Origin of the sequence: Paraglaciecola sp. (assembly GCF_030730205.1) — a bacterium.
Classification (GTDB): domain Bacteria; phylum Pseudomonadota; class Gammaproteobacteria; order Enterobacterales; family Alteromonadaceae; genus Paraglaciecola.
The window spans coordinates 1-16902 of the sequence record NZ_JANQVQ010000118.1; the positions used below are offsets into that span (position 1 = coordinate 1).

Genomic DNA, 16902 nt, shown 5'->3' on the forward strand with positions numbered 1-16902 from the left:
AGTGGTAGTTCAGTTGGTTAGAATACCGGCCTGTCACGCCGGGGGTCGCGGGTTCAAGTCCCGTCCACTCCGCCAATAAATAATCGACTTAGTCAGGTTTCGTTTTTATCTCATCGTTCTATTCTTATAGTTTTTCCCTTTTATCTTCCTCATAATTTTTTTACTTTAGTTCTCAATAGTTTGTGTTTTTACCGCTCGATAAATTGGTATGATAGGCACAAATACTAACTACGAAGATGGTGCTCGATCGCACCTAGCGAAAACAAAACACATCTTCGTTTGGGGATACCATCACTGTTATGAGTGAATTACTCAAATGCTCACATTTAAATAAAATATTTAATGAGGGGGCAAATCAAGTTCAAGTGCTCAAAGACGTCAGTTTTACTATCAATAAGGCTGAACAAGTGGCTATTGTTGGCAGTTCTGGCTCGGGAAAGAGTACCTTATTACATTTGTTGGGTGCGCTAGATAAACCTACCAGTGGCCACGTGTGGTTTGAACAACAGGATATTTTTAAGTTTACCGCTAACCAACAAGCTCAGTTTCGTAATGAGTCATTGGGCTTTGTTTATCAGTTTCATCATTTATTACCTGAATTTACCGCTTTAGAAAATGTGGCAATGCCACTATTGATTGCAAAACAATCAGTGAAATACGCTGAGCAAGAAGCCATGGCAATTTTGACTAAGGTGGGTTTACACCACCGTGCGAAACATAAACCCGCAGAGTTATCGGGTGGTGAAAGGCAACGCGTAGCCATTGCCCGCGCTTTGGTTAATAAACCCAGTTTGGTACTGGCGGATGAACCCACAGGTAATTTGGATCATAAAACTGGTGAGGGTATTTATCATTTACTTCGTGAACTGCAATCGCAGTTAAAAACCAGTTTTGTGGTGGTGACGCATGATACTGAACTTGCTAGTAAATTAGATCGCTCCATGAGTTTGATTGACGGTGTTTTACAAAATACATTGCCACTGGGATCAGACTAATGCCTTTAGTGTTAAGTTTAGCTTGGCGCTTTAGAAGCAATAAAAGACAAAATGGCTTTATTTCATTTATTTCTGCTTCGTCGACAGTGGGTATTGGTTTAGGTTGTTTTGTACTCATTTTATTGTTATCCGTCATGAACGGCTTTGAACGAGAGTTACAAGACCGTTTATTGTCGATTATTCCTCATGGTGAGTATACCGCTGTAGATGCAGAAGGTCTGGCCAATTGGCCTGAAGAAATTCGCAAGCTGTCCAAGGACTCTCGAATAAGTTTTATTGAGCCTTTTGTTAAAGCGACTGGCATGTTGCAAAAAGGTAATGAACTTAAAGCGGTAGAAATGTCAGCGCTAAGTCCTGATTTTGCCGAGCAAAATAACAAGGTCACCCATGTCACAGATGAGCAGTGGCATGACTTTTTACGCAATGAAAATGCGGTGCTCTTGGGGCAGGGGATTTTGGCTCATCTGAACGTAAAAGTGGGCGATAAAGTCCAACTACTCCTGCCACAAATATCGGAAGATTTAAGCTTAAAGGCGCCAAAGTCTTTGTGGTTAGTTATTGCTGGTAGCCTAAATTTTGCAGGAGAATTGAGCAATCATATTGGTTTAATGCATATGTCTTTGGCGGCCGATACCTTAGGGGTTAAAAATGGCGCGCAAGGAATACGCTTACGTTTTACCGATCCTTTTGCCGCCCCGCAGATCGTGCCTGAACTTGGCTTCAAAATGGAGCCTGAAGTGTATATGTCGGATTGGACTCGTACCGAAGGTAATTTGTATCAAGATATCCAGTTAGTACGCAGTGTCGTGTATATCGCGCTGATCTTAGTGATTGCGGTCGCCTGTTTTAATATCGTTTCTACCTTAGTGATGGCGGTTAACGAGAAACAAAGTGAAATTGCCATGCTTAAAAGTATGGGCGCGAAAGATTCATTGATTATTCAAACCTTTATGTTGCAAGGTTTATTAAACGGTGCGATTGGCACCCTATGGGGCGTGATTTTAGGGGTGTTGATGGCTTCTAATTTGGCGCAAGTCGCCCATTTTTTTGAAACCTTGTTTACTATTAAATTTTTATCTGGCGACGTATACTTTATTGATTTCTTGCCCTCTGAACTGCATTGGAACGAAGTGTTTATGACGGCCAGCATTGCTTTATTACTTAGTTTTCTAGCCACGCTTTATCCCGCTATAAAAGCAGCAAAAATTAATCCAGCAGAAGTATTGGGGCATTAAAACAAAAAAGAGCGCCTACTAGGCGCTCTCTGTTCAATTTAAAAGACCTGAAATCACGGTTTGCTAACTAGGCAATTTCTTCGTATTTAAGCCCTGCTTTAGGGTTGTTATATACTGCAACATCCAATTCTTTTTCACTTTTTGCAACCACACAAGATACCACACAATCCCCCGTGACATTAACAGCGGTACGGGTCATATCTAACAGGCGGTCAACACCAATAATCAGCGCGATACCTTCAACGGGTAAGTTAACTTGTTGTAGAACCATAGCTAACATCAATAAGCCAACGCCAGGCACGCCTGCGGTGCCGATAGATGCCAAGGTTGCTGTTAAAATAACCATGAGAAAATCAGACACACTCAGGTCCACATTATAGACTTGAGCGATAAATACGGTCGCGACGCCCTGCATGATAGCAGTGCCATCCATATTAATGGTTGAGCCTAAAGATAAGGTAAAAGACGCCACTGAATTTTTAACACCGAGCTTCTTGTTAGCCGTTTCTATGGTCACTGGTAAGGTGGCACTGCTGCTAGCCGTACTAAAGGCAAAGAGTGCGGTATCACGCATTTTTTTCAATAAAATAAGGGGGTTGAGACCGCTTAATAGCTTGAGCAAAATAGGGTAGGTTACCAGTGCATGCACAAATAAAACGAACAACACTAAGAAGAAATATACCGTCAAGCCTTGGAAGGTTTTAAAGTCAGTAGTGGCCGCAAGTTTAGCCATTAAGGCAAACACACCGTAGGGCGCTAGGTTCATTACGATTGTCACAATACGCATAATGACTTCATTTAAATCATCGAAAAAAGTACGTAACCTTTCGCCACTTGCACCTTTAATCATTGCTAGAGCAACACCAAAAAACGCAGCAAATACAATAATTTGTAGCATGTTGCCCTGAGCCATTGCGTCGATAGGATTAGATGGCATCATGTCAATAATAACTTGACCTAAAGAGGGCGCTTGTTTTGCAGTAAAGTTAGCATCAGTTGCTAAATTAATGCCACTACCAGGTTGGACAATGAGCGCTGCAATAATGGCAAGCGTGATGGCTATCGCGGTGGTTGTGATGTACAAACCGACAGCCTTTCCTCCTAAACGACCTAATTTACTGGGATCACTTAGACTGGCTGTACCGCACACCAACGATACAAATACTAAGGGAACAACTAGCATTTTCAGCGCTTTAATAAACAAGGTTCCAACAACGGTAAATATACCCTCTACTAAAAAGGTATACGTAGAAAACTCGGTGTCGAATACACTAAACGAAAAATCTCCGCTATCATCACTTATCCATTGTAAAAAACCACCTATGGCGATTCCGACTAACATGCCGATAAAGATTCGAGCGGTTAGACCTAATTTGTGATGGGGAGTTGTGGGGGCTTTAGTCATAGCATTCCTGATTTTATTATTAGTATTTACAACGATTGAACAGACCGCAGGGCATAGACTAGCAAGTTTGTTGAATAAGCTGAACAATAAAAGTGAGTAGTGGTGTCACTTTACCTAAAATGTGTGCAAGGACTTTATATGATGTTACGAGTAAAAACGCTAATTAGCGCAGTGTTTCTTTTAGGCTTAGTTGCTTGCGGTGGAGGCGCTGGTGGTGGCATAGAACGTGAAAATACCGGCGGTGGAACCGGTACCGGAGGGGGAACCCCTACCTCAGAACTCAGTATCGTTCTTGCTCTTACTGATGCTGCTGGTGAAACGTCTAAGCAACTTGCGAGTGATAATCCGCTTACGCTAACCGCAACGGTTAAAGATAGTAGCGGTAATTTAGTTGGTGATACCCTTGTAACCTTCAGTTTTACGCCTAGCGGTCTAGCTGATTTTAGCAACGATGCAGGTACTGCCACAACCGGCACATCAGGTACCGCGACAATCGGTTTAACGGTTGGCAATAATTCGGGTGCAGGAAGTGTTGTTGCAACCTTAGTAAGTGGTGAGAGTGCATCAATTACGTTTGATTCAACTGGGATAACCCAACAAAACGAACAGCCTGCGTCGTTAGATTTCTTTGCGAGCTCTATTCAATTAGCGTCAAGTGGGTCTGATGTGGTTGAGTTAATCGCTTTAGTAAAAAACGTAGATAACGTTTTAATGGAAGGTATCGAAGTAACGTTTTCTGCTAATCAAGGTGCATCCCTTGCCATTTTACAAGGCACTACCGCTGCTGATGGCTTGGCTCGTGCCACCTTGTCTACACAAAATAACAAAGAAAATCGTGTCATTAATGTCACGGCAAAAACAGCTAATTTACCCACTCAAACGCTAGATATTGCTGTTGTTGGTACACAAATTAATATTAACGGTTCATCTTCAGCCATCATCAATGACCCCGTACCTTTGACCATAAGTGTGGTGGACTCGGATGGTAAGGGTATTGCTAATCAACAGGTTTCATTGACAGCACTTAATGGTGTATTAAGCAACGCAAGTCCAACTACATCCACCTCAGGTCAGGTCACCGTTAATTATTCTGCCAGCAGCGCAGGAGACGATGTTATCACTGCCGTTGCATTAAATGCCCAAGGCACTTTCGACATGACAGTGCAGCAAGATGATTTTTCATTCACCACTGTGCCTGATGCGGAAGTTGAACTAGGCACAATGGCCACTTTAGCCGTGACCTGGTTAAAAAATGGCGCGGTGTATCCTAATGGCAGTGTGACCTTAACGTCATCTAGGGGTAATATCACCAGTAATACGGTGTTAACAAATAATTTAGGTGTCGCTGAGTTTACCATCGAGTCAGATAATGCCGGTTTTGCCTCAGTGTCGGCAACGGGGGTTGATAGCGATAATGCACAAGTGAGTGCGCGTGCTGAGGTTGAGTTTATCGCTACGGACGCAGACAGCATTATTGTGGATGCGACGCCTGATTCAATTGCACCAAGTGGCCAAACAAGCACCATTATCGCGGTGGTTCGCGATCCAAATGGTAATTTAATTAAAGGCAAAACCATTAACTTTTTGGTTGATGATGTCAGCGGAGGCACCATCTCGCCTAATCAAGCTACGACGGATCGCAGCGGCATTGCATCAACGGTTTATACCTCAAACGCAGTGAGTAGTTTTGAAGCGGTAAAAGTGTACGCAACCGTGGATGACGAACAAACCGTATCGAGCTTTACCTTGCTTACCGTTGGCGATAGAGCCTTTGATATCTCGATTGGCACAGGGCGTTTGATTGAGGCCCCAGAGCAATCATCCTATTCAAAAGAGTTTTCGGTATTTGTTACCGATCCGGATTCTAACCCTGTGGCAAACGCTAATATGACCTTTTCAGCACCACCGGTTAAATTTATCGATGGTGGGGTGTATCGCAAAGGCGTGTGGGTATGGGATGCTGATGCAGAAATTTACCGCAATGATATTTTCTTTGTCGACTGTCCAAATGAAGATGTCAATGGTGATGGAATATTAAATAGTGGTGAAGATACCAATGGTGATGGTTTACTGACCCCTGGTAATGTGGCTGCGATTAGCTCAACAGGTACTACAGACGCAAATGGTCAAACTCTGGTCAATGTACTTTACGCCAAGCAATTTGGTGGCTGGACTGAAGTGGATATTAGTGTAAAAGCTGAGTCAGCGGGAAGTGAATCAAAAGAAAGTCAGCGCTTTAATCTACCGGTGTCTACTGAAGACTTAACTAACGAAGGATCACCTCCCCCTCATAGTCCTTATGGTCAGCAGCTCAATTGCAATAACAATTTATAAGGTCATTTAGTTAAGAGCCCAGTCATTGCACTGGGCTTTTTACTCTATAAACTATACAGTTTGAAATGGATAAACCGAGCCTAATTTCAATAACTGACTTAGCTCATCAAGTGCGGTTCTCGATTCAATTAATAACTGAGGATCACGTAAGTCATCGATTAGTAATTGGTCGCGGTAATGTTTATCCACCCAATTATTTAAACGTTCAAACAAAGCATCATTCATGATGGTGCTTTGATTCACCGCAGCACACTCTTGCTCGGTCATCGCCACTCGTAAACGCAGGCAAGCAGGGCCACCGCCATTACGCATACTCTGTTTGACGTCAAAATATTTCACTTCTTGAATAGGGGTGTTCAAGGTAACTAATTTATTCAGATATGCGGCAACTGCCGGGTTTTCTTCACATTCAGATGGGGCAATAATCGCCATTGAGCCATTTGGTAAGGTTATGATTTGGGTATTAAACAAGTAGCTTTTTATCGCGTCTTGTAAACTCACGTCTTGCTCATCAACACGAATAAAATGCAGTTCATTATCGCCAAATTTACGTTTGATTTCATCTAATGCCGACGCGGTCTGATGAAAAGCCAACTCGTGGTAAAACAATACATTTTGGTTACCAACTGAAATCACATCGTTGTGAAATACCCCTTGATCAATCACCTCAGGGTTTTGCAGTACGTAAACTACTTTCTCATCACGTAAACCATGCAAACGGGCTACCGCTTGGCTGGCTTCAAAGGTTTGCCTGGCAGGATATTTTTTAGGAGCAGGCTTGCTATTATCAAAGGCATGCCGTCCATAAACAAAAATTTCAACCCCAGTTTCACCGTATTCAGAACATAAACGCGTATGGTTTGCTGCACCTTCATCACCAAAGTGTTCGTTGTCAGGTAAGTGTTGATGGTGAGCGAAATGTTTTGGATCGTTGAAAATCGCTTTTAATATATTGCCAGTAACTTGAGGCTCAAGTGAGCGATGAAATTTATTGGTCAAATTAGCAGGAGTAAAATGGATTTTTTGATCATGGGTATCAGCACTGGGTGATACCGTTGCTGCATTCGCCGTCCACATGCTTGAAGCAGAACAACAGGCTTGAAAAATAGCAGGCGCCTGTTTGGCGGCGTGACTGAGAACCTGTGCATCTGTTCCACTGAAGCCTAAACGACGCAGTGCATACACGTCAGGACGTTCTTGTGGCGCCAGAACCCCCTGAACCATACCAAGGTCAGCTAGGGCCTTCATTTTCTTTAAACCTTGCTTAGCGGCTTGTTTAGGGCTACTTACGGCGCTCGCATTATTTAAAGATGCCACATTGCCGTAAGACAAACCTGCATAATTGTGAGTAGGTCCTACTAAGCCGTCAAAATTCACTTCAAACTGTTTCATCTTTACCTCTTATTTTTATGCATGCTGGATAACACGGTACTGTCTATTTGAAATTTTTACATTGTTGCTGGCCTAAGAAACAGGACTAAAAACGTAAGATAGGCGCGAATGGCTGGGCATTATACTGCTTTTAAGTGAACTGCCAACTTTGTGCTTGCAAATTTTCGCCGCATTAGTCAGTGTAAAAAAAAGAAAATCAGATAACTATGAAGAAGAACTTGTTTTCTATTCACTTTGTAGATATATGTTAAAAAGCATTTTCCAACGACAAACCCTATTTATGGTATGTTTAGTGGATTTAAACCTATAAAAATCAAAAGGTTAACACCAATATATGGCAAAGTCTCTAGTCATTGTCGAGTCTCCGGCAAAGGCAAAAACAATTAATAAATATCTCGGCAATAATTTTATTGTGACATCCAGCGTCGGCCATGTTCGAGACCTCCCAACCAAGGCTTTGGGTAAAGTTGCGCCTAAAAAACCAGCAAGTGTGCTAAAAACCTTGTCTGAAAAAAAGCGCGAAGAATATTTACGACAATACGAATATCAGAAACTTGTCGACCGCATGGGCGTCGACCCAAAAGATAATTGGCATGCGCATTACGAAGTACTCAGCGGCAAAGAAAAAGTAGTTAATGACCTTAAAAAATTAGCAAAAAATGCTGATACTATTTATCTCGCAACGGATTTGGATAGAGAAGGAGAGGCTATTGCTTGGCACTTGCAGGAAATTATTAATGATCCCAGTAAAGATTTTCAGCGAGTGGTATTCAACGAAATTACCAAAAATGCCATCCAAGATGCATTTTCACACCCAGGAAAAGTCAATATAGAGCGCGTAAACGCGCAACAAGCGAGGCGTTTTTTAGATCGCGTTGTGGGTTTTATGGTCTCGCCATTGTTGTGGAAGAAAGTCGCCCGCGGTTTGTCGGCTGGGCGAGTACAGTCAGTGGCAGTGCGTTTAGTTGTAGAGCGTGAGCGGGAAATAAAAGCATTTGTTCCTGAAGAGTTTTGGGACTTGCATGCTGATCTACTGACTGCAAAAACCACTGACTTGCGCATGCAAGTAGTGAAATATTTAAAAGAAAATTTTAAACCATTGAATAAAGCTCAGGCTGAAAAAGCTCAAAACGATCTGCAAAATGCAGAGTTTAAAGTGGTCAGCCGTGAATCAAAACCTACCCAAAGTCGACCCTCTGCGCCCTTTATTACTTCTACCTTACAGCAGGCCGCCAGTACACGTTTAGGCTTTGGAGTTAAAAAGACCATGATGATGGCTCAGCGCTTATATGAAGCGGGCCACATTACTTATATGCGAACTGATTCAACCAATTTAAGTGCTGAAGCCGTTGAAAGTTGTCGCAGTTATATAAGTGAAAATTTTGGTGAGAAATATTTACCAAAAAGTCCCCTCGGTTATGGCAGTAAAGAAGGTGCTCAAGAGGCTCACGAAGCCATTCGGCCATCAAATGTTGTGGTAAAGGCTGAGTCATTAACCACCATGGAGAGAGATGCTCAACGTTTGTATGAATTAATTTGGCGTCAGTTTGTCGCTTGTCAAATGGTTGCAGCGCAATACGATGCTAGCACCATTCGAGTTGCAGCAAATGACTATGAATTAACCGCTAAAGGTCGAGTGTTAAAATTTGACGGTTGGACTCGTGTTCAAACGCAAGTACGCAAAAAAGGTGACGAAGATTTACTTTTACCTGATGTAAAAGAAGGTGAGTCGTTGAAACTTAAAGCGCTCGATCCTAAACAACATTTTACCAAGCCTGTGGCGCGCTTCAATGAGGCTTCATTAGTTAAAGAACTTGAAAAGCGTGGCATTGGTCGACCTTCTACATATGCGAGTATTATTTCTACGATTCAAGATCGTGGCTATGTTCGTCAAGACACCAAACGTTTCTATGCTGAAAAGATGGGGGAAATTGTTAATGATCGACTTATGGAAAATTTTGACGATCTAATCTCCTATGATTTTACCGCCAAGATGGAACAACAGCTCGACGATATTGCAACAGGGAAGGCGCCATGGAAAGGCGTGTTAGACGAATTTTATACTGATTTTGAGCAAAAACTGCATCAGGCTGAATTGCCGGTAGAAGAGGGCGGCATGCGCCTTAATCAAGCCGTACCAACGATCATTGAGTGCAAGTTATGTAGCCGCCCGATGAACGTCCGTACAGCCAGTACGGGTGTGTTTTTAGGCTGCTCAGGTTACAACTTACCACCAAAAGAAAAGTGTACGGGTACCATGAACTTGGTATCTGGTGATGACGTAGTTAAAGTGGACGACGAAGAAGAATTAGAAACTGAACTGTTAAGAGCAAAACGCCGTTGTGGTATTTGCGGAACGGCAATGGACAGTTACTTGGTTGATGAAGGCCGCAAGTTGCACGTGTGTGGCAACACGCCTACATGCGAAGGCGTATATGTTGAAGAAGGTACCTTCAAAATCAAAGGCTATGAAGGACCACTGTTAGAGTGTGACAAGTGCGGCGCTAACATGGAATTGAAAAATGGTCGTTTTGGTAAGTACTTTGGCTGTACCAATGAAGAGTGTAAAAATACGCGGAAATTACTGCGAAATGGTGAAGCCGCGCCACCCAAGGAAGATCCTGTTGATTTACCAGAGTTAATTTGCGAAAAATCAGATGCACATTTTGTATTACGTGATGGTGCAGCTGGGATCTTTTTAGCGGCTCATAATTTTCCAAAGTCACGGGAAACCCGTGCGCCTTTTGTTCATGAGTTAGCAAGATTTAGAGACAGACTATCTGAAAAATTCTATTACCTGGCTGACGCGCCAGCAAAAGATCCCGATGGTAATGCAACCTTAGTACGCTACAGTCGTAAAACGAAACAACAGTATGTCATGTCAGAAAATGCAGAGGGCAAGGCTACCGGGTGGTCTTCATGGTATGACGGTAAAAAATGGAAAGCGGAAGACAAACGTAAAAAGTCATCTTAAGATAATCGAATTAGTTGAGAATCTCACCATGCTCGATAGCTCTGCTATCGGGCTTTTTTATGAATAACGCTGGTAATAAAAATGGCACTATCACTACAAGAACAGTTGCTTAAAGCAGGTTTAACCGATAAAAAAAAGGTTAAACAAGTTAAGCAGCAAAAACACAAACAAGCCAAAGCTCAGCAACGCCACAAAGTTGTCGAAAGTGACGAAGCTAAGTTAGCTGCCGCAGAAGCAATCGAAGCTAAAAAAGCCAAAGATCGTGAACTCAATCAACAAACAAAACTTGAGGCTGAAAAGAAGGCCATTGTCGCGCAAATAAAGCAGTTGATAGAGGTAAACAAACAGCCAAGAGGCAAAGCGGATGTCGTGTGCAATTTTACTGACGGTACGCTCATAAAACGCATGTATGTCGGTACAGAGACTCAAAAACACATCTCACAAGGTAAACTTGCCATCGTAAAATATGAACAAGCTTACGAATTAGTACCCATGCCGGTGGCCGATAAAATAGCGGAACGTGATCCTTTGGTGGTGGTTTATCGCTCCGATACGATCAGTGCTGAAGATCAAAAGAGCAGTGAAGACGATGATTGGTATGCTGATTATCAAATTCCGGATGATCTAAACTGGTAGTCGATTAGGTGCGTCGACTACGTGCTAGGGGTCTTGACCGACATGTATGTGAGTATATGTCGGTTTTTTATTAAGTCCTAAAACATGTCTGAGTTTATTTTCTCGTTTTGTAAGCCCTTTTTAACTTGATCCTGCTGACATTTATACTGTATAAACTACTGTATAAAACGACTAGCTTACCTGCAAAAAAATCGAGTGTTTTTTCAGCAAAGTCAGCTGCCCGTGTTTACCGCAAAACAGATAATTAGCTTGAGATACCTGTGCGCACATTACCTACGAAATATTACCTAGATCATTTCAACGAATTTATTGCCTACATTGAGCAATATTGCCTAGATTTACTGACTGATGTTCATGTCGATTTTATTAAAAAAGTACACGCTTTAGAGCACGACACCTTATGCATGTTAGTTCGAGTTATTAACCGCCGGGGTGCAATCCTTGATCGTTATAAACTCAAGTACGAGGAAATTAATGACAACCAAGGTCAAATTGATCATTTAGTCAACGCAAAATTCTTACGACCTTTAAATCAAGCTGACTATGCAAAGTGGCTCGATACCTTGAGCAAAGTGCAATTAACAAATTGTTTGACTAAGCAACTCAATATGAGTTTTCCAGCCTCCTATACAAAACCGCAATTAATTAAATTAGCGCTTGAAAATCCGCAGCTTGAATCGGTTATTACCTCATCTTTCGCACAGTCGTTTAGGGTGAAATGTTTTACTGAAACTTGGCACTATTTACTTTTTTTATATTTTGGTGAGCTAAGCAGTGGCTTAGATAAGTTTTCAATGCGGGATATGGGCGTGTTAAAAACACGAGACAATAAAGGGGAACTGACCGCCCGTTTCACTCAGCGAGCAGACGCTTTGGATGCGTTTATTTACGCACAAAAATTGCAGGCCATCAAAAGCGAGCCAATCCAGCAGCCTGATATTATCTTGTGGGCAAAACGTGCAGTATTGCCACCTCGTGGTGAAATAGCGCAGCGTTTCGCGGACGCTTTATTTTATGAATTGGGGAAACGTCTACTAAAAGACGATGTGGAATCTGCTCTAGGGTTTTTTAGTCAGTCACAATTGAGTAAAGCACGAGAAAAGTACCTACGAGAAAAGTATAAATTGGGTGCTAAAGAAGAGGTTAAACAGGATTTAGAGCGGATTTTACACGAAAGTAAAGATGCTAAATTGTGCGCTTTTGCCGAGGACTTTTATCAGCGTAAATATCAACAGGCAAAGGTCAGCAAGTTAACCCAGCTGTTACGCGAAAGTACTCAGCAAATCTGGCTTGATGAAATATTTCGCGACAGTCCAGAAAAGGGGGTTAAAGCGTATTATCAGCAACGAAATATGGTAGCAATTCGTACAGAGAATCGACTATTTACGAGTTTGTTTGGCTTGTTTTTTTGGACTGAATTATTTCAAAAAGATGAGCAAGCCATTGCTTGTGAATTCGACCGACGTCCTGCATCGGTGCGTGAAAACCGCATATATGCCACCCTAGGCCCTTTACTTGAGAGCAAGTTACCGTTACTGAATGAACCCCAAAAAGCTCTGAGTTACTTGGCTAAAGTAGCGGCGCAATATTACGGACAACCTAATGGTATGTTTCGCTGGCATAGCAAATTATTAGCGATATTGAGCCAGTTTTTATTCGCTGCTCCGCCTGCTGCTGTGATAGCTCAATTACGTGCCATGGCAAAAGACTATGCCCAGTACAAAGACGGGTATCCGGATATAATGATCATTGATAATGGCCAGTTGCGTTTTGAAGAAGTAAAAGCACAAGGGGATGTTATCAGGCCTAATCAATTGGTGACGATGAAAGCGTTGCAGCAAGCGGGCTTTGATGTGGCTATTTGCCGGGTAAATTGGGCCGTCGATCCTCAGCAAGCTTATGTAGTCATCGATGTTGAAACAACGGGTGGCAAGACTGGTGGTCATCGTATTACTGAGATTGGCGCGGTTAAGGTGGTGGATGGCGAGGTGGTTGATAGCTGGTCTAGCTTAGTTAATCCACAGCGCCATATTCCTAAATTTATTACCCAGCTAACGGGTATCAGTAACGACATGGTAGCGGATGCCCCCTTATTTTGTGAGGTAGTTGATGAACTTGAATGCTTTATGCAAGGCGCTATTTTTGTCGCACATAACGTAAACTTTGATTATGGTTTTTTTAAATTAGAATATGAACGACTTGCTAGACCTTTTAGTATGCCCAAAATGTGCACCGTACGTGAAATGCGAAAGCATTTTCCGGGTAAGGCATCTTATTCATTAGGAAAACTGTGCCGCGAGTTGGATATCGAATTAACCAATCATCATAGGGCATTGGCAGATGCTAGGGCTGCGGCGGAATTATTAATTATGATTAATCAAGCAAAACAGCAGGCGTTTGAATCTCTTACGGAATAGGCCTTGTGGCGAGTGTCAACTGCCGTTCAATATAGTCAAAACATTCTGCTTTAGTGGTGAAGCTTTTTTGCGTCACACTGGTGTTAATAGCAGATGTTTTTCTAACATTATCAACTTGGCTTACTAGTAAAGATGAATTAATTTGGAATGCTGACACGACACAGCCTTTTTGTAAGGCGTACTTGTGAAGTTCTACAGACAAATGTTTTGCTTCAGGTGTAAGCGCTTCGCATAAACGAAAGTCGCCGTAATGGCCCCATTTGTCTTTGCCTAAATTATCGATCAGGGAGCAAAAATCATGGTTATAACGCCGAGAAAAACTTTCACCGATTGCACCTTGGATCACGGCACAAATAATGCCGTTCTCGATACTGAGTTCATAACTGCCATATTTATCTCGATAATGCAGATGAGTGTACATGCTTGATGTTGACCTTTGTTATTTCATTCACCTTAGATAAGGGTTTATTTAACTGCAAGTATTCTGTTAATTATCTTAGGATCATCAGGTAACAATTCAGAAGCCGGTAAGCGCGGAACCAATGTTTTCCATGCTGGGTGTAAAGCAAAAGCCTTTTTAAACAGCGGTAGACTCTCTTCTACTCGGTCAACTGCTGCAAGTGTAGCGGCATGCCAAAAAATCGCTTCGTGGTTGTCAGGCATCATGCTTTCAGCAGTTGCGTAGGCCGCTAGGGCTTCATCTATTTTGCCTAAGGTCATGAAGTCATCGCCCTCAGTCATTTTGCTGTAAGTGCGCGACACGTGTAATAATCGGCTTAGCTCGCTAATAGGATCAGCGTTATCTTCAACTCGTAAATCTACGAGTCTGCCTTGCCAAACAGGCGTGCCTTTTTCTCCTTCTACCACTAACATCGCTGCTGATTGTTTCCCTCGAATATCACCACCTTCTTGCTGTGCTGCTTGCAAAGCTGCCATCATACGCCCAGCTAGGTCTTCGTTTGCATTAGCGGTAAAGGCCGCCGCCATGGCAGCACACACCGTGTCTTTTTCCATTAAATTAGCCTGCACAGTGAAGTCTTCCCCTACGAGATGACAATGAGCGGTGATGGCAAGCTCGCCCGTATGTACGGCTGTGTTTCCTTTGGCGTCTATCATGCCAATTTGACGAACATTTTTATGTTCATCCTTAGCTAATAAAGATGTAAGAGTTTGTGGGGCGGTGTTGCCTGATTCCATCATTGCTAAACCAAGTGGTCCATAGCTCACCTCAATAAAGCTCTGGGTCGCGACTGCACCGACGCCAGGTTGGGCCCAAATTACATCTGCTCCCACTGAAAACCAATGAGATTGCACCGCCGCACCTAATTGGCCGCTTGCTGGATCGCGGGCCACGATTGAATAGGTATGGGCTGGACGCAAAGGAAGGTTAGGGCGCTGATAAACTTCAGACGCATCCGGCCGGGCCAAGGCCGCATGGTGTGTCATAGCGGCACTTGCTGCTAAGCCAAAAAGGGTAATAACTCGCAAAGTACGACTATGTATCATCAACTTGTTCTTCCTATTTTTTAGGGTTAAGCACCATTAATTCTCAGTAATTCACGCTTTACTGGCTGGGGCCTCATCTGCGGAAATTGCCTTTTCATCACGCTTTTTAGATTGACGTTCCTCCAAGGTAAGCTCTTCTACTTTTTTCTCCGCCGTGATCAGACTCATAATGCGCCAATCAGCCTTGGGTTTAATTGCACTATTTGTGGTAAACAACTGTACGCGACCTTGAGTATCAATCGCGGCTAATTTCAGTGCGCGTTCACCATACTCTTGCTGATACGCTTCAAAGTTGAACTCTTCAGACAGTCGGGTGGTTTTAATTTTAGCGCCTTTGGTTGCCCAGCTAGCGAGTTTTCCGTAAGTCACACCATCATCAAATAAACCTAAATTTTTAGTGTAGGAGCCTGACACTTGGTGACTGGGTCGTTGTTGTTGTTCATTGTTACTTAATCCCAGCACCGTACCTTTACCCAGTTCATATTCAAAGTGATAAGTGAGCATAGGGTTAAGTTGTTTGTAAGGCGACATGATCAAGACTTTACGGTATGCCGTTAAATCAAGCTTGCGTGAGGCATGATCTGACATTGGATTACCAAAGTAGGTAGTAATATTATCCATTCTTGCTAAGCGTAATGCATCCCAGTTAGTGTCAGCTAATAACACGGGCACATCATAAGCCCGTAATTCTTTGGCAAACATGCGGCTAAACATGCCAGCGCCAAAAATCAGAAAACCATTTGGTGCAGGTGAGCGCATTTTCAAGTATTTGGCTACTTGCACCGAACTTAAGCTTTGGATGACAACGGTGGTGATGATCACCAAAAAGACCATTGGCACCAACAGGTCAACTTGGCCATAATCGAGTGCTTCAAGTTTCAAAGCAAATAAAGCGGATACGGCTGCCGCAACAATACCTCTGGGGGCAATCCAACTCAGTAAGGCTAATTCTCTAAATTTCAGACCAGTCCCTATCGATGAAACAAATACTGATATGGGGCGTGCGACAAACATAATGGCAATTAATACAAAAATAGAGCCCCAGCCCACGTGAATCAGAGAATCGAGGCTGATACGCGAGGCGAGTAAAATAAACAGCCCTGAAATTAACAGCACACTGAGGGTTTCCTTAAACTCAAGTATATCGTCAACATCAACGTCCCGCATATTAGCCAGAAACATACCCATTATGGTTACTGTTAGTAATCCCGATTCGTGAGCCAACAAATTAGAACCGGCAAATGCGCCTAACATTAGCGTTAATACCGCGGTATTAATTAAATAATGGGGCAGCCAATTATTCCGTAGCATTTTTCCCATTAAATAACCCATAGAAGCGCCGATGCCAAATCCAACCGCTAAAGTCGCGCCAAAGGCATAGAGGGTATGACTCAATGGGTCTTGCGTTGCTACTAAAAATTCAAAAACTAATACGGCCAGTAGTGCGCCGATTGGATCGATGACGATGCCTTCCCAGCGTAAGATATTTGAGATTTTACTGCTGGGTCTGACCGTTCTTAACATTGGGATAATAACAGTAGGTCCTGTTACCGTAACAATTGCGCCAAATAAAAAGGCCAGTTCCCACGACATGCCTAGAGCATAGTGAGCCACTGGCGCAACAATACCCCACGTAATAAGTACACCAATGGTGCAGAGGTTGCGCACCATAGAGCCATGCCCGCTCAAATCTTCAAATTTTAAGGTTAGGGCACCTTCGAATAATATAATGGCAACAGAGAGGGAAACGATGGGAAATAAAAGCTCACCAAATAGAGCATCGGCATCTAGCATACCGGTAACAGGTCCAACTATTATGCCGACTACGAGGAGAGGCAATATAGCTGGAAGTTTAATTTTGTATGCAAAAAATTGACATGCTATTGAGATTAAACCAACAGCGACGAGAGGGATAATAGGGTCGTTCAAAACGAAACCTTACAAAAAAACCATAGAGGGGTAAATCAGACCACAAGGCCCTTATCGAGATCAATATTTAAAAGATAAT

The 16902-nt window shown here is 42.8% G+C and carries 11 protein-coding genes; 6 read left to right on the forward strand and 5 right to left on the reverse strand.

What is annotated here, in order from left to right:
• The first annotated feature begins 299 nt into the window (after positions 1–299).
• Together lolD and lolE are read left to right on the forward strand one after the other, a co-directional pair.
• Positions 300–995 (forward strand): lipoprotein-releasing ABC transporter ATP-binding protein LolD, encoded by a 696-nt coding sequence (lolD, locus tag NWQ57_RS08555; protein ID WP_306021728.1) that lies wholly within the window; start codon positions 300–302, stop codon positions 993–995.
• Positions 995–2230: a lipoprotein-releasing ABC transporter permease subunit LolE gene (lolE, locus tag NWQ57_RS08560; RefSeq protein ID WP_306021729.1), complete on the forward strand. Its 1236-nt coding sequence runs from the start codon at positions 995–997 to the stop codon at positions 2228–2230. The genes lolD and lolE overlap by 1 nt, the downstream gene beginning before the upstream one ends.
• Before the next feature lie 67 nt (positions 2231–2297).
• On the opposite strand, the gene NWQ57_RS08565 is transcribed toward lolE, so the two are convergent.
• A complete protein-coding gene (locus NWQ57_RS08565) occupies positions 2298–3635 on the reverse strand; it encodes a dicarboxylate/amino acid:cation symporter (protein WP_306021730.1) in 1338 nt (445 codons plus the stop codon).
• Between the two features lie 138 nt (positions 3636–3773).
• Here NWQ57_RS08565 and NWQ57_RS08570 point away from each other — a divergent pair, with 138 nt between their 5' ends.
• Positions 3774–5969, forward strand: a complete 2196-nt coding sequence (locus tag NWQ57_RS08570; RefSeq protein ID WP_306021731.1) for an Ig-like domain-containing protein — start codon at positions 3774–3776, stop codon at positions 5967–5969.
• Between the two features lie 51 nt (positions 5970–6020).
• On the opposite strand, the gene astB is transcribed toward NWQ57_RS08570, so the two are convergent.
• Positions 6021–7361 carry an N-succinylarginine dihydrolase gene (gene astB / locus NWQ57_RS08575; protein ID WP_306021732.1) on the reverse strand — a complete coding sequence of 447 codons (1341 nt, stop codon included), beginning with the start codon at positions 7359–7361 and terminating at the stop codon, positions 6021–6023.
• 334 nt (positions 7362–7695) lie between these two features.
• Here astB and topA point away from each other — a divergent pair, with 334 nt between their 5' ends.
• The 3 genes from topA (at position 7696) to NWQ57_RS08590 (ending at position 13388) form a co-directional block, all read left to right on the forward strand.
• Positions 7696–10335, forward strand: a complete 2640-nt coding sequence (gene topA, locus NWQ57_RS08580) for a type I DNA topoisomerase (RefSeq protein ID WP_306021733.1) — start codon at positions 7696–7698, stop codon at positions 10333–10335.
• Between the two features lie 81 nt (positions 10336–10416).
• Positions 10417–10971, forward strand: coding sequence for a DUF2058 domain-containing protein (locus tag NWQ57_RS08585; protein WP_306021734.1), 555 nt, complete (start codon positions 10417–10419; stop codon positions 10969–10971).
• Between the two features lie 260 nt (positions 10972–11231).
• A complete protein-coding gene (locus tag NWQ57_RS08590) occupies positions 11232–13388 on the forward strand; it encodes an exonuclease domain-containing protein (RefSeq protein ID WP_306021735.1) in 2157 nt (718 codons plus the stop codon).
• On the opposite strand, the gene NWQ57_RS08595 is transcribed toward NWQ57_RS08590, so the two are convergent.
• From NWQ57_RS08595 to NWQ57_RS08605, 3 genes are read right to left on the reverse strand one after another with little or no spacing between them, the layout of a single operon-like run.
• Positions 13378–13809: a hypothetical protein gene (locus NWQ57_RS08595; RefSeq protein ID WP_306021736.1), complete on the reverse strand. Its 432-nt coding sequence runs from the start codon at positions 13807–13809 to the stop codon at positions 13378–13380. The genes NWQ57_RS08590 and NWQ57_RS08595 overlap by 11 nt on opposite strands.
• 44 nt (positions 13810–13853) lie before the next feature.
• Positions 13854–14894 carry a DUF1028 domain-containing protein gene (locus NWQ57_RS08600; protein ID WP_306021737.1) on the reverse strand — a complete coding sequence of 347 codons (1041 nt, stop codon included), beginning with the start codon at positions 14892–14894 and terminating at the stop codon, positions 13854–13856.
• A gap of 51 nt (positions 14895–14945) precedes the next feature.
• The gene (locus NWQ57_RS08605; RefSeq protein ID WP_306021738.1) at positions 14946–16823 is read right to left on the reverse strand and encodes a sodium:proton antiporter; all 1878 of its coding nucleotides are present in this window, start codon (positions 16821–16823) and stop codon (positions 14946–14948) included.
• Positions 16824–16902: the final 79 nt, after the last annotated feature.

Coding starts and splice junctions, on each gene's coding strand:
- topA (WP_306021733.1), top strand. CDS start 7,696: ATGGCAAAGTCTCTAGTCATTGTCGAGTCTCCGGCAAAGGCAAAAACA.
- NWQ57_RS08585 (WP_306021734.1), top strand. CDS start 10,417: ATGGCACTATCACTACAAGAACAGTTGCTTAAAGCAGGTTTAACCGAT.
- astB (WP_306021732.1), bottom strand. CDS start 7,361: ATGAAACAGTTTGAAGTGAATTTTGACGGCTTAGTAGGACCTACTCAC.
- NWQ57_RS08565 (WP_306021730.1), bottom strand. CDS start 3,635: ATGACTAAAGCCCCCACAACTCCCCATCACAAATTAGGTCTAACCGCT.
- lolD (WP_306021728.1), top strand. CDS start 300: ATGAGTGAATTACTCAAATGCTCACATTTAAATAAAATATTTAATGAG.
- NWQ57_RS08570 (WP_306021731.1), top strand. CDS start 3,774: ATGATGTTACGAGTAAAAACGCTAATTAGCGCAGTGTTTCTTTTAGGC.
- lolE (WP_306021729.1), top strand. CDS start 995: ATGCCTTTAGTGTTAAGTTTAGCTTGGCGCTTTAGAAGCAATAAAAGA.
- NWQ57_RS08600 (WP_306021737.1), bottom strand. CDS start 14,894: ATGATACATAGTCGTACTTTGCGAGTTATTACCCTTTTTGGCTTAGCA.
- NWQ57_RS08595 (WP_306021736.1), bottom strand. CDS start 13,809: ATGTACACTCATCTGCATTATCGAGATAAATATGGCAGTTATGAACTC.